Source organism: Massilia litorea, assembly GCF_015101885.1.
In the GTDB taxonomy this organism is placed as follows: domain Bacteria; phylum Pseudomonadota; class Gammaproteobacteria; order Burkholderiales; family Burkholderiaceae_D; genus Telluria; species Telluria litorea.
This window is the reverse complement of sequence record NZ_CP062941.1, coordinates 2,095,108-2,110,162: the sequence shown is the minus strand read 5'-3', so window position 1 is coordinate 2,110,162 and position 15,055 is coordinate 2,095,108. Positions and strand designations below refer to the sequence as shown.

Here is a 15,055-nt window from a genome sequence, read left to right as displayed (position 1 = left end):
TCAGGCATTTGACCTGCTTTTGACCTGTCTGCTGCAAATAAGCATTTTTGGCGCTACACTCGTTGGTCCGACCCTGTCCACGGACTGCACCATGCTGATCACACCAGATATCGAAAATACCAACGTTACCTCGTTCGGGCGCATGCCGACCCCGGTCGAGCTGCACGCCAAGCTGCCCCTCTCGGAAAGCGCCTTCGCCACCGTCATGAACGGCCGCGCCGCGCTGCGCGACATCCTCGACCGCAAGGACGAGCGCCTGTTCGTCGTCGTCGGCCCCTGCTCGATCCACGATCCGGAAGCGGGCCTCGACTATGCGCGCCGCCTGAAAGCGCTGCAGGAAGAAGTCAAGGAGACGATGCTGCTGGTGATGCGCGTGTACTTCGAGAAGCCGCGTACCACCACCGGCTGGAAGGGCTATATCAACGATCCGTTCATGGACGACTCTTTCCAGGTCGACGTCGGCATGGAGCGCGCGCGGCAATTCCTGATCGACGTGTGCGAACTGGGCCTGCCCACCGCCACCGAAGCGCTCGATCCGATTTCGCCGCAATACCTGGGCGACCTGATCGCCTGGACCGCCATTGGCGCGCGCACCACCGAATCGCAGACCCACCGCGAGATGTCCTCGGGCCTGTCGACGCCGGTCGGCTTTAAAAACGGCACCGACGGCGATGTGAGCATCGCGATCAATGCGGTGCTGTCCTCGGCCAATCCGCACGCCTTCCTCGGTATCAACGACAAGGGCGCGGTCTCGATCGTGCGTACCCGCGGCAACGCCTACGGCCACGTCGTGCTGCGCGGCGGCGGCGACCGTCCGAACTATGATTCGGTCTCGGTCACGATCGCCGAACAGGCCCTGAAAAAAGCGGGCCTGCCGGCCAACCTGGTGGTCGACTGCTCGCACGCGAACAGTTATAAAAAGCCGGAGCTGCAGCCCTTGGTGATGTCGGACGTGATCCAGCAGATCAAGCACGGCAACCAGTCGCTGGTGGGCGTGATGATCGAATCGAATATCGTGGCCGGCAACCAGCCGATTCCTTCGGACCTGACCCAGCTGAAATATGGCTGCTCGGTGACCGACGGCTGCATCGGTTGGGACGATACGGTGACGATGCTGAAAAATGCACACAAGGAGCTGCTGGCGCGTCCTTGATGCGTGTGCTGTGATCCTGCGGCCGGGCACTGCCCGGCCGTCTGCTTTACAATGCCGTCTTCCGCTCTTCCCTTCCGGCTTTTCCCATGATTGTTCTCGGCGTCGAATCCTCCTGCGATGAAACCGGCCTGGCTCTGTACGATACCGAGCGCGGGCTGCTGTCCCATGCCCTGCATTCGCAGGTCGCCATGCACGAGGAGTACGGCGGCGTGGTGCCGGAACTGGCCTCGCGCGACCACATCCGGCGCGCCCTGCCCCTGCTCGAACAGACCTTGAAAGGCGCCGGCATCGCGAAAGGCGACATCGACGCCATCGCCTACACCCAGGGCCCAGGCCTGGCCGGCGCGCTGCTGGTGGGTTCCTCGGTCGCCTGCAGCCTGGCGCTGGCGCTGGACAAGCCGGTGCTCGGCGTGCACCACCTCGAGGGCCACCTGCTCTCGCCGCTGCTGGCCACCGAGCGCCCCGACTTCCCCTTCATCGCTTTGCTGGTCTCGGGCGGCCACACGCAGCTGATGCGGGTCGACGGCGTGGGCCGCTACACCCTGCTCGGCGAAACCCTGGACGACGCCGCCGGCGAAGCCTTCGACAAATCGGCCAAGCTGCTCGGCCTCGGCTATCCGGGCGGCCCCGCGATTTCGCGCCTGGCCGAATTCGGCGATCCGGCTGCCTACACGCTGCCGCGCCCGATGCTGCATTCGAAGGATTTCAATTTCAGCTTCTCGGGCCTCAAAACGGCCGTGCTGACCGTGGTGAAGAACCACGACGAGAAGGTGATCGCGAATATCTGCGAGCAGGACAAGGCGAACATCGCGCGCGGTTTTGTCGATGCGATCGTCGACGTGCTCACCGCAAAATGCGTGAACGCGCTGCGCCACACGGGTTTGAAGCGCCTCGTGATCGCCGGCGGCGTCGGCGCCAATGCCCAGCTGCGCGCTTCGTTGAACGCCGCGGCCGACAAACGCAAGTTCCGCGTGTTCTATCCGGAGCTCGAGTTCTGCACCGATAACGGCGCGATGATCGCCTTTGCCGGGGCCCTGCGCCTGGAGAGAAATCCCGCGCTGGCGACCCGCGATTACGCCTTCAATGTGCGTCCGCGCTGGCCTTTGGACGAGCTGGAAGCCGCTTAGGATTTCGTGAACTTGCAACGCTGACAACGATCCTACCGTGTGACCGCCCTGCCCCGAACGATGGCAAACTCGGGCGGTCCAGTTTTGGGAGGTCCTACATGCGCGTTGTAAGTTGGAACATTCACTGGGGTTGTGGGAAAGACGGGCGCATCCGTATCCACGCGATCATCGATGTGCTGCGCAAGCTCAATCCGGACATCATCTGCCTCCAGGAAGTCGCCGCCAACCACCCTGAACTCGAGGGCAGCGCCACCGCCAACCAGTTCAAGCAGCTGGCGGGCGCCTTCGGTGGCTTCCACGCGATCGAGCACGCTCCCAGTGAAATCTACCGCAACAACGTCCCCCGCCTGTTCGGCAACCTGATCCTCTCGAAATACCGCATCACCCAGGCCCAGCGCCACATGCTGCCCTGGCCGGTCGACCCGGAAGGCGCACCCGGCATGCCGCGCGGCGCGATCGAGGTCGTGCTCGATACGCCCGGCGCCAGGCTGCGCCTGGTGACTACCCACCTCGAATACCATTCGCCGCTCCAAAGGATGGCGCAGATACGGCGCCTGCGCGAACTGCATGCGGAAGCGAGCGCACGCGCCCGCATCTTCGCCGCGCATCCGGAGATGGACGCGCCGTACCAGCTGGGCGAGCGCCCGGCCTCGGCCATCTACTGCGGCGACTTCAACATGGCGCCGGGCGACGCCGCCTACCAGGCCCTGCTCGCGCCGCATGCGGAGGGCGCGCCGCTGCTGCTCGACGCCTGGGCCGCCCGCCATCCCGGCCATGCGCGCGCGCCGACCGCCGGCCTGCACGGTTATCCGTGGCCGGAGAAGCCGGATTGCTACGATTATTTTTTTGTCACCGAAGATCTCGCGCGGCGCGTGGCCAGCGTGGAGGTGCAGTCGGAGACGGCGGCGTCGGATCATCAGCCAGTGGTGCTGGAGCTGGTTCCGGGGGCCTGATTATCCGGCGACGTGCACCCACCGGGACGTAGGGTGGGCGCCCCGTGCCCACCGTAACATGAGCAAACGTGACGCATGCATTGGTGGGTCCGGGGCGCCCACCCTACGGGCATCACCCAATCAAATCAACGGCGCGTCCGCTTGCGCCGCAATCTCGCGCAGCGCGCGCTCGAACACTTCCGGCGGCTGCCCGCCCGAGATCAGGTGGCGCTGGTTGATGACGATCGCAGGTACCGAGCGGATGCCGGCGCGCTGGAAGAACAGTTCGGTCTCGCGCACTTCGTCGGCATACTCGCCCGTTTCCAGGATGCGCTGCGCTTCGGTCGTGTCGAGACCGACCTGGCCGGCCACGCGCACCAGCAGCTCGCGCGAGCTCGGGTCTTCGCAATGGGTGAAATAGGCTTCGAACAGGGCGAGCTTGAGTGCGTGCTGGCGGCCCTGCGACTCGGCCCAGTGCAGCAGGCGGTGGGCATCGAAGGTGTTGTAGATACGGCCGCGGCGCGCCATGTCGAAGGTAAAACCGACCGCTTCGCCGCGCTGGCGGATCTGTTCGCGCGACTGGATCTGCTGCTCGAGCGGGGCGCCGTATTTTTCGCTGATGTGTTCAACGATGTCCTGGCCTTCGGGACCCATGTCGGGATTGAGTTCGAAGGGCTGGAAATGCAGCTCGGCCGTGACCTCGGGCGCAACGCGCTCCAGGGCCTGTTCCAGGGACTTGAGGCCGATCGCGCACCAGGGGCACGACACGTCCGACACGAAATCAATCCTCAATTGCTTGCTCACGCTACACCGCCTTCCTGAATGGATGCCGGCGCACTGTGCGCCGGCTAAAAGCGGTATGTGGGGATGCTTGTGAGGGAATCAACAGGGCATTGTTCGCCCCGTGCTTACTTCTTTTTTGCGCCGACAGCCTTGCTGCCGATGCGCGATTCCTTGCCTGCGATGAGGTTGCCGATGTTGGTGCTGTGGCGCCACAGCAGCAGCGCGCTCATGGCGATCACGGCGAACAGGATCTCGTTCACGCCGAACAGCAGGCCATAATAAAACGGGGCGAACACGGCGGCGATCAGGGCGGCCAGCGACGAGTAGCGGAAGGCGTAGGCCACGACCAGCCAGGTCACGAGGGTGGCCAGGCCGAGCCAGGGGTTCAGGCCGAGCAGCACGCCCAGCGCCGTGGCGACGCCCTTGCCGCCGACAAAACGGAAGAAGACCGGCCACAGGTGGCCCAGGAAGACGGCGATCGCCACCAGCGCGATGCCGGTGTCGTCGATGCCATGGTCGGGCCCGAACTGGACCGCCAGCCAGACGGCCAGCCAGCCTTTGGCGCCGTCGCCGACCAGGGTCGCGATCGCCGCTTTCTTGCTGCCGCTGCGCAGCACATTGGTCGCGCCCGGGTTCTTCGAGCCATAGGTGCGCGGGTCGGACAGGCCGAACACGCGGCTCATCACGACGGCAAACGAAATCGAGCCGAGCAAATAGGCGGCGATGGTGGCAATCAGGGTGTTCATTTACTTGTTGTCTCTCTGTGATGACCCTCTGGCGGGCTCGTGAATATACACCAGCGCCGCGCTGGACGGTAGTCAGTCGGCCAGCGCGCACTGCACCGGTTTGGCGCCCAGCACCTCGACCAGCACGCGCGGCGCGATGCCGACCAGGTAGCCGCGGCGGCCGCCGTTGATGTAGATCTTCTCCAGGGCGAGGATGCTTTCCTCGACATACACCGGCATCGCCTTGCGGATGCCGAAGGGAGAAGTGCCGCCGACCAGGTAGCCGGAGTGGCGCTGGGCCACCTCGGGCTTGCAGGGTTCGACCGACTTGCAGCCGATGGCACGCGCCAGGTTTTTGGTCGACACCTTGCAGTCGCCGTGCATCAGCACGATGAGCGGGCGGGCCGCCTCGTCCTGCATCACGAGGGTTTTCACCACGTCGTGCTCCGGTACGCCGAGCGCGCGCGCGGACACCGCGGTGCCGCCGTGCTCCTCGTAGGCATAGGGATGTTCGGAAAATGCGACCGCATGCTTGCGCAGGAAGCTTGTGGCGGGTGTCTCGGACACGTGCTCTTTCTTGGCCATGCGTGATACGCTAAACACTGGAATAAAGGGTTTCTATTATGCAGCAAGAAATACGCTTTGCCACCTTCAACGTATGCAACCTGGCGCCACCGGGCGTAAAGCTGTACGACAACTTGCTGCCGACCACGCTAGCGGAATACGAGGCCAAGCTGAACTGGACGGCGCACCAGCTCGACCTGCTGGACGCCGACGTGATCGGCTTCCAGGAAATCTTCTCGCAGGCAACGCTGAAGGAAGTGCTGGCGCGCACCACCCGTTACCGCGAAGCCTTCCACCTCGGTTTCGACCCGGACCCGGCAGCGATGCGCCTGACGCCGAGCGTGGCCCTGGTGTCGCGCCTGCCGCTGGCCGCGCCCGCCCGGCAAATGATTGAGTTTCCACGCGGCATAGAGCTGCCGGCAGGCAGCCGCGACGCCGCCCGCTTCACCCGCGCGCCGCTGCATGCGGTGATCACCGTCTCGCCCGACGTGCTGGTCGACGTGGTGGTCGTGCATCTGAAATCGCGCCGCCCCGACTACCGCACCGGCGACACAGGCGAAGACCCCGCCCTGTATGCGCTGGCCTGCCTGCGTTCGCTGATCCGGCGCGGCACCGAGGCGGCGGCCTTGCGCGTCCTGATGACGGAAATGGGCCGCGCCAACCGCCGTCCACGCGTGCTGCTGGGCGACTTCAACGACGTCGCCGATTCCGTCACCACCAGCATCGTGCTCGGCGCCGGCACGCCGCTGGGCGACCGCCTGTACGACGCCAGCCAGGTGCAGCGCCGCGCCGACCATGCGCGCCACCTCGGCTTCTCGAGCGTGCACGAGGGCCATTACTCGACCATCGACCACATCCTGGTGTCGGAAGAGTTCAACGGCGCGCTGCCGAGCGCGGTCGGCGAAGTGGTCGACGTGATCTACCTGAACGACCACCTCGACCTCGCGCTGCCGGCGGCGTCCGACCACGGCCAGGTGCTGGCGCGCATCCGCCTCTACGACGAAGGCCACGGCCTCATGGAGGCGGGGGTGTAGGTACCGCCCCGCGCCCCGTCCCCGCATAAAACCCCTGGTATTCGTCGCAGCCATGCTGCCGCAGGTACTGCAGCTGCTCGGCCGTCTCCACCCCTTCGGCGATCACCTTCAATTTCAGGCTGCGCGCCAGCGCGATGATGGCCGGGATCATGGCCGCCCCGTCCGGCTCGCTGACGATGTCGTCGATGAAGCTGCGGTCGATCTTGAGTTTCGACAGCGGGAAGCGGCGCAGGCTCGACAGGCTGGAAAAGCCCGTGCCGAAGTTGTCGATGGTCAGCTGCACGCCGCGCGCGCGCAGGGTGCTGACGAGGGCAAGCGTCGCGGCGTCGCCGCCCATGATGGTTTTTTCGGTGATCTCCAGGTCGAGGAATTCGGGCGCCAGGCCGGACGCCGCCAATGCCTCGTCGACATCCCCGAGCAGGTCGTCGTGGATGAACTGGACATGCGACAGGTTGACCGCCACCGCCACCGTAAAGCCGGCGTCGCGCCAGCGGCGTGCCTGCTGGCAGGCCTCGAACAGCACCCACTTGCCGATCGGCACGATCAGTCCGGATTCTTCGGCGGCGCTGATGAAGGCGCTGGGCATCAGGAGGCCGCGTTCGGGGTCGCGCCAGCGGATCAGGGCTTCGAAGCCGACCGTGCGCCCGCTGCCGATGTCGATTTCGGGCTGGTATTCGAGCTCGAACTCGCCCTTGTCCAGCGCCCGGCGCAGCCGCTGCTCCACCTGCACGCGCTCGAGCACGCGCGAATTCATTTCCTGGCTGAAGAACTGGAAGGCGCTGCGCCCCGCTTCCTTGGCGTGGTACATGGCCACGTCGGCGTGGCGCAGCAGGGTTTTCGGGTCGTCGCCGTCGCTCGGGCAAATGGCGATGCCGATCGACACCGACAGGGTCAGTGAGCCGACCGTCGCCTGCACCGGACGCGCCACCGACTGCATGATGGTGTCCGCGACGTGGGCCGCCTGGTCGACGCCGCCGATGTCGGCCAGCAGCACGACGAATTCGTCGCCGCCGAGCCGGCTGACCGTGTCGACCCGGCGCACGCAGCGCCGCAGCCGGTGCGCCACTTCCAGCAGCACGGCGTCGCCGACCTCATGGCCATGGGTATCGTTGATCGCCTTGAAATGGTCGAGGTCGATGAACATCAGCGCGAACTGGCGCTGCTTGCGCGCCACCGTCGCCAGCGCCTGCTCGAGCCGGTCCATGAACAGGATGCGGTTCGGCAAGCCGGTCAGCGGGTCGTGCTCGGCCTGGTGGCGCGCCTGCTCGACCGCGCGCCGGCGCTCGCTGATGTCGGTCAGCATCACCATATAACTGGTGACGGCGCCGTTCTTGTCGGTGATCGGCGACAGGGCCGCGCGGATCGGGATCGTGGTGCCGTCGCGGCGCATGCCCCACAGTTCACCCTCCCAGTGCTGGTGGCCGTCGAGGTGGTCGCGCAGGCGGTCGTAGAAGGCGCGCTCCTGCACCCCCAGCCGCAGGCTCGGCAGTTCGACGCCGACGGCCTCGCCGGACGTATAGCCGGTCAGCTCGGTATAGGCGCGGTTGGCGGCCAGCACCCGGTGCTCGCGGTCGACCACCAGGATGGCGTCGCGCGCGTGGTCGAACACCTGGCCGGCCTGGCGCAAGGATTCCTCGAGCGCCTTGCGCGCGGTGACGTCGACTTCCATGCAGAAGACCTGGCGCACCGCGTCCTCGCCCTTGCCATCGCCCGGCACCGGGAAATGGCTCGAGTGCAGCCACAGGCGGCGCCCGTCGCGCAGCTCGACATGCCACTCGCGCGACTTGACCGCCTCGCCGGTACGCCAGACCGCGGCGATGGTGTCGTCGAACTCCTCCTGCGCGCCGAGGTGCTTGACCAGCTTGACGAAGGGCTGGCCGAGCGCCTCGGCGGCCGGGATGCCGGTGAGCTCGGCGCAGGCGTGGTTCCAGAAGCGCACGACGCCCTTGCGGTCCTGGCTGTGCACCGCCACCGACGGGCTCAGTTCGATCGCGGCGACGAAACGGTACAGCCAGTCCAGCACTTCCCGCGCCGGCCCGCCGGGGAAGGCGGACAGGGGCGGCTCGGGCAAATCGCTGCTCACGGAAAATCCTTTTCTCGAATGAAATGAAGGCGATGCAGCGCCCTCAACCGACCCATTTTTGACCTCGCCGGCCCGGATTCGTTTGCGCACACACAAATAATCGCGCCTGCATGAAGCGCCGCAGGCGCGTCCGCGGCTTGCCACGCTTTGTCCTCCTTTTCTGCACTTCAGCGTCCAGAAACCGCTGCTTATCGCATTCCGATGGCGCCGCGAGTTGTCAATTTCTATAGTCACCACCATGCGCACGGAGCTTCGCCTCGGACCAGGTGGAGCACGCGCGCTCCCTATTCGCTTCCCGTCTCTCCTCGCGCTCTCAACAATTCGAACAACGGCCGCCATGAAAATCGAAACCCTGCCGCTCACTTCCGCCCACCCCCTATCTACCCGGCGTCTCCGCTGGCGCAAGCCGGCGATCGCGCTGGCAGTCATTGCACTCGCGGGCGGCGGCTGGTTCGCGCTGCAGGGCAAGGGCACGCCGCCCGCAGCGGCGGCCGCTGCCGCCAAAAAGGCCGACAAGCCCACCGTGTTCGAACTGGCGCAGAACGACGTCGTCACGGTCGAGTCGCGCGAACTGGCGCTGCGCTTGCCCTTGTCCGGTTCGCTCGCGCCGCTGGCCCAGGCGACCGTCAAATCGAAGGTCTCGGGCGTGGTGCTCGATACCAGCGTGCGCGAAGGGATGAAGGTCGCGGCCGGCCAGGTCATCGCGCGCCTGGACGACGCCGATGCGCGCGCCCGCGTCGCCCAGCAATCGGCGCTGCTCAAGGAAGCGACGGCGCGGCTGGCGATGGCGACCAAGAACGAAGCCAACAGCCAGGCCCTGCTCAAGCAGAACTACATCTCGCAAAACTCCTTCGACACCACCCGCAACAGCGTCGAGCTGGCGCAGGCGGCGGTCGACGCGGCGCGGGCCCAGCTGGATCTCGCGCGCATCGCCCTCAACGACACGACCATCCGCGCGCCGCTCGCGGGCGTGGTCAGCAAGCGTTATGTGCAGGCCGGCGAAAAACTCTCGCCGGACAGCCCGGTGATGGCGATCGTCGACCTGCAGCACCTGACGCTCGACGCGCAAGTGCCGGCCTCCGACATTCCGCGCGTACAGGTCGGGCAGGACGTGCGCTTCAAGGTCGACGGCTTCGAAAAGCGCAGTTTCGAAGGCAAGGTGGCGCGCATCAATCCGGCCACCGAGCCCGGATCGCGCTCGATGCTGGTGTATATCAGCGTGGCCAACGACGACGGCAGCCTGCGCGCGGGCATGTTCGCGAAGGGAGAGATCACGACCGAAAAATCCGCCCCACGCCCGATCGTGCCGCTGGCCGCCCTGCGCAAGGACGGCGCGCGCGACGTCGTCTACCGGGTCGACGGCGGCAAGGTGGTGGCGCAGCCGGTCCAGCTGGGCATGCGCAGCGAAGCCGAGGGCATGGCCGAGGTCACGGGCGGCGTCGAAGCCGGCGCCGTGCTGCTGGCCGTGCCGCTCGACGGCGTGAAGCCGGGCAGCGAGGTCAAGCTGGCGAAAGCGGCCAACAGCGCAGCGCCGGCTCCGGTCGTCGCGGCGAAGAAAGGCTGACATCATGTGGGTCACCAAAGTCAGTATTCGCCACCCCGTCTTCGCGACCATGGTCATGGTCGGCCTGATGGTGCTCGGCCTGTTCTCGTACCGCTCGCTCGGCGTGGAAAGCATGCCGAACGTGGAGATTCCGTTCGCCTGGGTCGAGACCCAGTATCCGGGCGCCTCGCCGGAACAGGTCGAGAACGACGTCACGCGGCCGATGGAAGAAGTCATCAATACCGTCAGCGGCATCAAGAACATCCGCAGCAATTCCTGGGAGGGCCGCAGCGGCGTCTCGATCGAATTCCACATCGCCACCAACATGGACAAGGCGATGCAGGACCTGCGCGACAAGGTGGCGCGCGTGCGCCCCACCTTCCCGAAAGAGGTCAAGGAACCCTTCCTGATCCGCGCCGACGGCGAGAACCAGCAGCCGGTGGTGCGCCTGTCGGTCACCTCGAACGAACGCGACATGCGCGCGCTGTCGACGCTGGCGGAACAGGTGATCGTGAAACGCCTGCAGAGCGTGGCGGGCGTGGGCGAAGTGCGCACCGGCGGCGTGGCGCGGCGCCAGATACTGGTGCACGTGAAGCCCGAGCAGCTGCGCAGCCAGAACATCGGCATCGACGAAGTGCTGCGCGCGATCCAGGCGACGAATACCAATCTCCCGGCCGGCAACCTGCAGTACGGCGCGGCCGAGCGCCTGGTGCGGGTCGAGGGCAAGATGCGCGAAGCGCGCGAGTTCAACAACATCATCGTGGCGCGCCGCGCCAGCGGGCCGGTCTATCTGTCGCAGGTGGCGGAAGTGGTCGACGGCGAGCGTGAAGAGACCTCGATCTCGCGCGTCAACGGCGTGCGCGCCATTTCGCTCGACATCACCAAGGTCCAGGATGCTAACACGGTGCTGGTCGGCACCGGCATCCTGAAGATGGTGGAAGAGCTGCGCAAGACGATGCCGAAAGACGTCAAGTTCCGCGTGATGGACGACCAGTCCACCACCGTCCAGCACCAGCTCGACAACGTGAAGCGCACCATCATCGAAGGCGCGCTGCTGACGATGGTGATCGTGTTCCTGTTCCTGCACTCCTGGCGCAGCACGGTGATCACGGGCCTCACCTTGCCGATCTCGGTGCTGGCCTCCTTCATCGCGATGCGCTACTTCGGCTTTACCCTGAACTTCCTGACCCTGATGGCGCTCTCGCTGTGCATCGGCCTGCTGATCGACGATGCGATCGTGGTGCGCGAGAACATCGTGCGCCACCTCGGCATGGGCAAGAGCCATCTGCGCGCGGCCGAAGACGGCACCAACGAGATCGGCCTGGCGGTGATGGCGACGACCTTCGCGATCGTCGCCGTGTTCGTGCCGATCGCCTTCATGGACGGCATCATCGGGCGCTTCTTTTTACAGTTCGGCGTGACGGTGGCGGTGGCGGTGCTGGTGTCGCTGTTCGTCTCGTTCACGCTCGATCCGATGCTGTCTTCGGTGTGGCCGGATCCTGTAAAAGACCGCTTCAAATATGTGCCGTGGCTGGGCCGGATCATGGCGAGGATCGAAGTCGGCATCGAGCACGTGCACGGTATTTATGGCCGCGTGCTGGCGCTGGCCCTGCGCTGGAGGAAATCGACGCTGGCGCTGGCCCTGGGCATTTTCGTCGGCAGCCTGTTCCTGATCCCGATGATCGGCGGCGAGTTCGCTCCTAAAACCGACGACGGCTTCATCCAGATGAAGTTCAAGACCCCGGTTGGCTCGAGCCTGGCCTACACCGACGGCAAGGTGAAACAGGTGGAAGAGGCGCTGCGCGCCTATCCGGAAATCGAGGCGATCAGCAGCGCCATCGGCGTCTACGAGGGACATAACAGTGCCCAGGTGATCCTGAAACTGACCGACGTGAAGAAGACGCACCGCCGCTCGCAGGAAACGATGGAGTCGGTGATTCGCGCGCGCCTGCAGCCGATCGCCGGCATCACGATGTCGGTCGGTAACAAGCCGATCTTCATCGCGATTCTCGGCCGCGACGAAGCCAAGCTCGACGCCGCCGCCCACAAGCTGATGGACAAGATGCGCGCCATCAAAGGCGTGGCCGACATCGAGTACAGCCAGGAAGGCGCCAATCCCGCCACCGTCATCAAGATCAACAACGAGCTGGCGAGCGACCTGGGCCTGTCCGTGGCGCAGGTCGGCGCGGCGCTGCGTCCCTTCGTGGGCGGCGACCAGATCAGCAACTGGCTGGCGCCGGACGGCCAGAACTACGAAGTCAACGTGCAGCTGCCGCGCAGCAGCCGCCAGAAGGTGGCGGACCTGGCCGACCTGTCGCTGGCCTCCTCGCGCGTCGACGCGGCCGGCAACCCGATCATGGTGCCGCTGCGCCAGGTGGTCGAGTTCGTGCCTTCGTTCAGCCCGCAGGTGTTAAAACGCCAGGCGCTGGAACGCCGGGTCGCGATCTATGCCGGTATCGAAGGCCGCCCTTCGGGCGACGTGAATGCCGACATCAAGAAGGCGATGGAGTCCATCGAACTGCCGGAAGGCGTGCGCTTCGACGTCGGCGGCGACGCCCAGCAGATGGCGGAAACGATGGCCAACTTCGGTTCGGCGATCGTGATCGCGATCATCTTCATCTACCTGGTGCTCGCTTCGCAGTTCGGCTCCTTCCTGCAGCCGATCGCCATCATGATGTCGCTGCCGATGTCGCTCATCGGCGTGCTGCTGGCGCTGCTGGCCACGGGCAGCACCCTGAACGTGTTCTCGGTGATCGGTGTCGTGATGCTGATGGGTTTAGTCACCAAGAATGCGATCCTGCTGGTCGACTTCGCGAACCACGGCCAGCGCGAAGGCAAGGCGCAGTTCGCGGCGATCCTGGAAGCGGGACAGGTGCGCCTGCGCCCGATCCTGATGACGACGCTGGCAATGATCTTCGGCATGCTGCCGATGGCGATCGGCGCCGGCGACGGTGGCGAAACGCAGGCGCCGATGGGACGGGCGGTGATCGGCGGGGTGATTACCTCGACGCTGCTCACCCTGGTGGTGGTGCCGGTGGCCTACAGTTATCTGGACAATATCGGCAAGCGGGCACGCCGCTGGTTTGCCAAGGGGCACGAACATGTGGCCGAGGCCGCACCTGTCATCGCGAAGGAAAGCGCGTAGGGAATGCCCGGGATGCTTGAGTCACCCCCGGGCCGCCGCGTAACGTAGGGGTGGGCGAGGCCAATGGCCTCGCCTACGGTTTCATCGGGCTCCCCGATCCCACGCGTGAACGCGCCGCAGTAACGTAGGGTGGGCTCTCCGAGCCCACGCGTGAACGCGCCGCAGTGTCAGCTTCATTCGAAGCCAATACTGCGGCGCGTTATCGTATCAACATGTACAAAATCGACTACGGCGTCTGCGTCTCCTGCGCATCCGCATTCACCTCAGTATCGCCCTCGGCATCGTTCGACGCCTCCTCCGTCATCCCTTCCCCCTGCGGATGGTTCTTCGCTTCTGCTTTCCGCTTGGCTTTTTCTTCCGCCTTGCGTTTCTTTTCCAGTTCCCGTTGCCGCTTCTCATAACTGAAGTTGGTTTTGGCCATGATCACCTCTTATGCTCTGACTTGAATGGATGTAGAGCGCGGAACGCTCCCGGTGCGCGACTATTATGCGCCAGATAAGCTTTCAAGTTTTGAATTAACCACGTGGATGGTGCTGTGCATGCAGATGCTTCAGGCGTTCGCGCGCAACATGGGTGTAGATCTGTGTGGTGGAAATGTCGGAGTGTCCCAGAAGCAGTTGCACCACGCGCAAGTCGGCGCCGTGGTTGAGCAAATGGGTGGCAAAGGCATGGCGCAGCGTGTGCGGCGACAGCGGCGCGCGGATGCCGGCTTTGACAGCATGCTTCTTGATCACGACCCAGAACATCTGGCGCGTCATTGGCCCGCCGCGGCTGGTCACGAACAGGGCGTCGTCGACCTGCCCGTTCAGAATGATGCCGCGCGCATCCTTCAAATAACGCTCGAGCCAGGCACGCGCTTCGCCGCCGAACGGCACCAGCCGTGTCTTCGCGCCTTTACCCGTGACCCGCAACACGCCATCGTTCAAGCTGAGTTCGACAATTTTCAGGGCCACCAGTTCCGACACCCGCAGTCCGCTCGCATACATGAGTTCGAGCATCGTGCGCTCGCGCAGGCCGAGCGGCGTGGCGACGTCGGGCGCGGCCAATAATGCCTCGACTTGCGCTTCGGAGAGCGTATGCACGAAGCGCGTCGGCTGGCGCGCGGTGGCCATCTTCAGGCAGGGGTCCTCGGCTACCTGGTTACGCCGCAGCGCCAGCGCATAGAAACGTTTTAAGACCGACAGCCGCCGGTTCGCCGTGCTCGGCTTGGTGTCGGGATGGCGCTCTGCGAAATAACTGGCCAGGTCTTCGGGGCCGGCGCCGAGCAGGCCGCGGCCGGGGCGTTTGACGCCGAGCCAGGTCGAGAACATGCGCATGTCGCGCCGGTAAGCGTCGAGCGAGTTCTTCGCCAGGCCCTGCTCGAGCCAGAGCGTGTCGCAGAACTCGTCGATCAGTCCCAGATCGCCTGCTGCTGCCATGGAGATGCGGTCGCGCCTTCGTGGCGCAGCAGCCAGCGTTTCACCGACAGGTGAAAGCCGTTTTCGTCGTCGTTGTTCGAAAAGCCGCCAAGGCCGCCGGCGGCGGTCACGCGGTGGCAGGGAATGACGAGCGGGAACCAGTTGGCGCCGCAGGCCTGGCCGACCGCGCGCGGGGCCGAGCCGATATTCTTGGCGATCCTGCCGTAGGTCAGCACCGAGCCGCGCGGGATGGCGCTGATCGCGTCCCACACGCGTTTCTGGAAGGCGCTGCCGGCCTCGAACAGCGGCAGATCGAAGCGGAAATCGGGGTCCGCCAGGTAACGCTCGACCTGCAGCGCGGCCTGCTCGGCCACGGCATCCTGGGCGTCTTTCTCGTGGAAACGCGGCTGCAAATAGACGAGCTCGCGCACCCGTTGATCCTCGGTGCGGATGCCGATCGCGCCGAACGGGGCCGCCACGATGGCGGAAAACAGCTCGCTGCCTTGTTGTGTAGTCATCGCCACAGTTTACTCCTCGCGCGCCGCGCTTACCAAACTTTTTCGCTGGGG

General features: G+C 65.4%; 13 protein-coding genes. 6 read left to right on the top strand and 7 right to left on the bottom strand.

Annotated features, from left to right (window positions below; translation table 11 throughout):
- Window positions 1-94 precede the first annotated feature (94 nt).
- From LPB04_RS09425 to LPB04_RS09415, 3 genes are all read left to right on the top strand, one after another.
- Complete coding sequence (locus tag LPB04_RS09425; RefSeq protein ID WP_330635414.1) at window positions 95-1,153, top strand: 3-deoxy-7-phosphoheptulonate synthase; 1,059 nt, start codon at window positions 95-97, stop codon at window positions 1,151-1,153.
- A gap of 86 nt (window positions 1,154-1,239) precedes the next feature.
- The gene (gene tsaD, locus LPB04_RS09420; RefSeq protein ID WP_193688418.1) at window positions 1,240-2,280 is read left to right on the top strand and encodes a tRNA (adenosine(37)-N6)-threonylcarbamoyltransferase complex transferase subunit TsaD; all 1,041 of its coding nucleotides are present in this window, start codon (window positions 1,240-1,242) and stop codon (window positions 2,278-2,280) included.
- Between the two features lie 98 nt (window positions 2,281-2,378).
- Entirely contained in the window at window positions 2,379-3,233 is an 855-nt protein-coding gene (locus LPB04_RS09415) for an endonuclease/exonuclease/phosphatase family protein (protein ID WP_193688417.1), read from the top strand.
- 120 nt (window positions 3,234-3,353) lie between these two features.
- On the opposite strand, the gene LPB04_RS09410 is transcribed toward LPB04_RS09415, so the two are convergent.
- The 3 genes from LPB04_RS09410 to ybaK form a co-directional block, all read right to left on the bottom strand.
- Window positions 3,354-4,016 carry a DsbA family oxidoreductase gene (locus tag LPB04_RS09410; RefSeq protein ID WP_193688416.1) on the bottom strand — a complete coding sequence of 221 codons (663 nt, stop codon included), beginning with the start codon at window positions 4,014-4,016 and terminating at the stop codon, window positions 3,354-3,356.
- Window positions 4,017-4,120: 104 nt separating this feature from the next.
- Window positions 4,121-4,741 (bottom strand): glycerol-3-phosphate 1-O-acyltransferase PlsY, encoded by a 621-nt coding sequence (gene plsY, locus LPB04_RS09405; protein ID WP_193688415.1) that lies wholly within the window; start codon window positions 4,739-4,741, stop codon window positions 4,121-4,123.
- Window positions 4,742-4,813: 72 nt separating this feature from the next.
- The gene (gene ybaK, locus LPB04_RS09400; protein ID WP_193688414.1) at window positions 4,814-5,305 is read right to left on the bottom strand and encodes a Cys-tRNA(Pro) deacylase; all 492 of its coding nucleotides are present in this window, start codon (window positions 5,303-5,305) and stop codon (window positions 4,814-4,816) included.
- Between the two features lie 38 nt (window positions 5,306-5,343).
- On the opposite strand from ybaK, the gene LPB04_RS09395 reads away from it, so the two are divergent.
- A complete protein-coding gene (locus tag LPB04_RS09395; RefSeq protein ID WP_193688413.1) occupies window positions 5,344-6,318 on the top strand; it encodes an endonuclease/exonuclease/phosphatase family protein in 975 nt (324 codons plus the stop codon).
- On the opposite strand, the gene LPB04_RS09390 is transcribed toward LPB04_RS09395, so the two are convergent.
- On the bottom strand, window positions 6,299-8,401 hold the full coding sequence (locus LPB04_RS09390; protein WP_227496684.1) for a putative bifunctional diguanylate cyclase/phosphodiesterase: 2,103 nt from the start codon (window positions 8,399-8,401) through the stop codon (window positions 6,299-6,301). The genes LPB04_RS09395 and LPB04_RS09390 overlap by 20 nt on opposite strands.
- Before the next feature lie 337 nt (window positions 8,402-8,738).
- Here LPB04_RS09390 and LPB04_RS09385 point away from each other — a divergent pair, with 337 nt between their 5' ends.
- Window positions 8,739-9,965 (top strand): efflux RND transporter periplasmic adaptor subunit, encoded by a 1,227-nt coding sequence (locus LPB04_RS09385; RefSeq protein ID WP_193688411.1) that lies wholly within the window; start codon window positions 8,739-8,741, stop codon window positions 9,963-9,965.
- Between the two features lie 4 nt (window positions 9,966-9,969).
- Window positions 9,970-13,089, top strand: a complete 3,120-nt coding sequence (locus LPB04_RS09380) for an efflux RND transporter permease subunit (protein WP_193688410.1) — start codon at window positions 9,970-9,972, stop codon at window positions 13,087-13,089.
- 226 nt (window positions 13,090-13,315) lie between these two features.
- On the opposite strand, the gene LPB04_RS09375 is transcribed toward LPB04_RS09380, so the two are convergent.
- From LPB04_RS09375 to LPB04_RS09365, 3 genes are all read right to left on the bottom strand, one after another.
- Window positions 13,316-13,510: a hypothetical protein gene (locus tag LPB04_RS09375; protein ID WP_193688409.1), complete on the bottom strand. Its 195-nt coding sequence runs from the start codon at window positions 13,508-13,510 to the stop codon at window positions 13,316-13,318.
- Between the two features lie 94 nt (window positions 13,511-13,604).
- On the bottom strand, window positions 13,605-14,507 hold the full coding sequence (gene xerD / locus LPB04_RS09370; protein WP_193688408.1) for a site-specific tyrosine recombinase XerD: 903 nt from the start codon (window positions 14,505-14,507) through the stop codon (window positions 13,605-13,607).
- Window positions 14,480-15,004 (bottom strand): methylated-DNA--[protein]-cysteine S-methyltransferase, encoded by a 525-nt coding sequence (locus LPB04_RS09365; protein ID WP_193688407.1) that lies wholly within the window; start codon window positions 15,002-15,004, stop codon window positions 14,480-14,482. The genes xerD and LPB04_RS09365 overlap by 28 nt, the downstream gene beginning before the upstream one ends.
- Window positions 15,005-15,055 lie beyond the last annotated feature (51 nt).

What these genes read in the sequence shown, in the direction of transcription:
- LPB04_RS09415 (WP_193688417.1), top strand. Translation starts at nt 2,379, where the DNA reads ATGCGCGTTGTAAGTTGGAACATTCACTGGGGTTGTGGGAAAGACGGG.
- LPB04_RS09395 (WP_193688413.1), top strand. Translation starts at nt 5,344, where the DNA reads ATGCAGCAAGAAATACGCTTTGCCACCTTCAACGTATGCAACCTGGCG.
- LPB04_RS09380 (WP_193688410.1), top strand. Translation starts at nt 9,970, where the DNA reads ATGTGGGTCACCAAAGTCAGTATTCGCCACCCCGTCTTCGCGACCATG.
- LPB04_RS09375 (WP_193688409.1), bottom strand. Translation starts at nt 13,510, where the DNA reads ATGGCCAAAACCAACTTCAGTTATGAGAAGCGGCAACGGGAACTGGAA.
- LPB04_RS09365 (WP_193688407.1), bottom strand. Translation starts at nt 15,004, where the DNA reads ATGACTACACAACAAGGCAGCGAGCTGTTTTCCGCCATCGTGGCGGCC.
- tsaD (WP_193688418.1), top strand. Translation starts at nt 1,240, where the DNA reads ATGATTGTTCTCGGCGTCGAATCCTCCTGCGATGAAACCGGCCTGGCT.
- plsY (WP_193688415.1), bottom strand. Translation starts at nt 4,741, where the DNA reads ATGAACACCCTGATTGCCACCATCGCCGCCTATTTGCTCGGCTCGATT.
- ybaK (WP_193688414.1), bottom strand. Translation starts at nt 5,305, where the DNA reads ATGGCCAAGAAAGAGCACGTGTCCGAGACACCCGCCACAAGCTTCCTG.
- xerD (WP_193688408.1), bottom strand. Translation starts at nt 14,507, where the DNA reads ATGGCAGCAGCAGGCGATCTGGGACTGATCGACGAGTTCTGCGACACG.
- LPB04_RS09385 (WP_193688411.1), top strand. Translation starts at nt 8,739, where the DNA reads ATGAAAATCGAAACCCTGCCGCTCACTTCCGCCCACCCCCTATCTACC.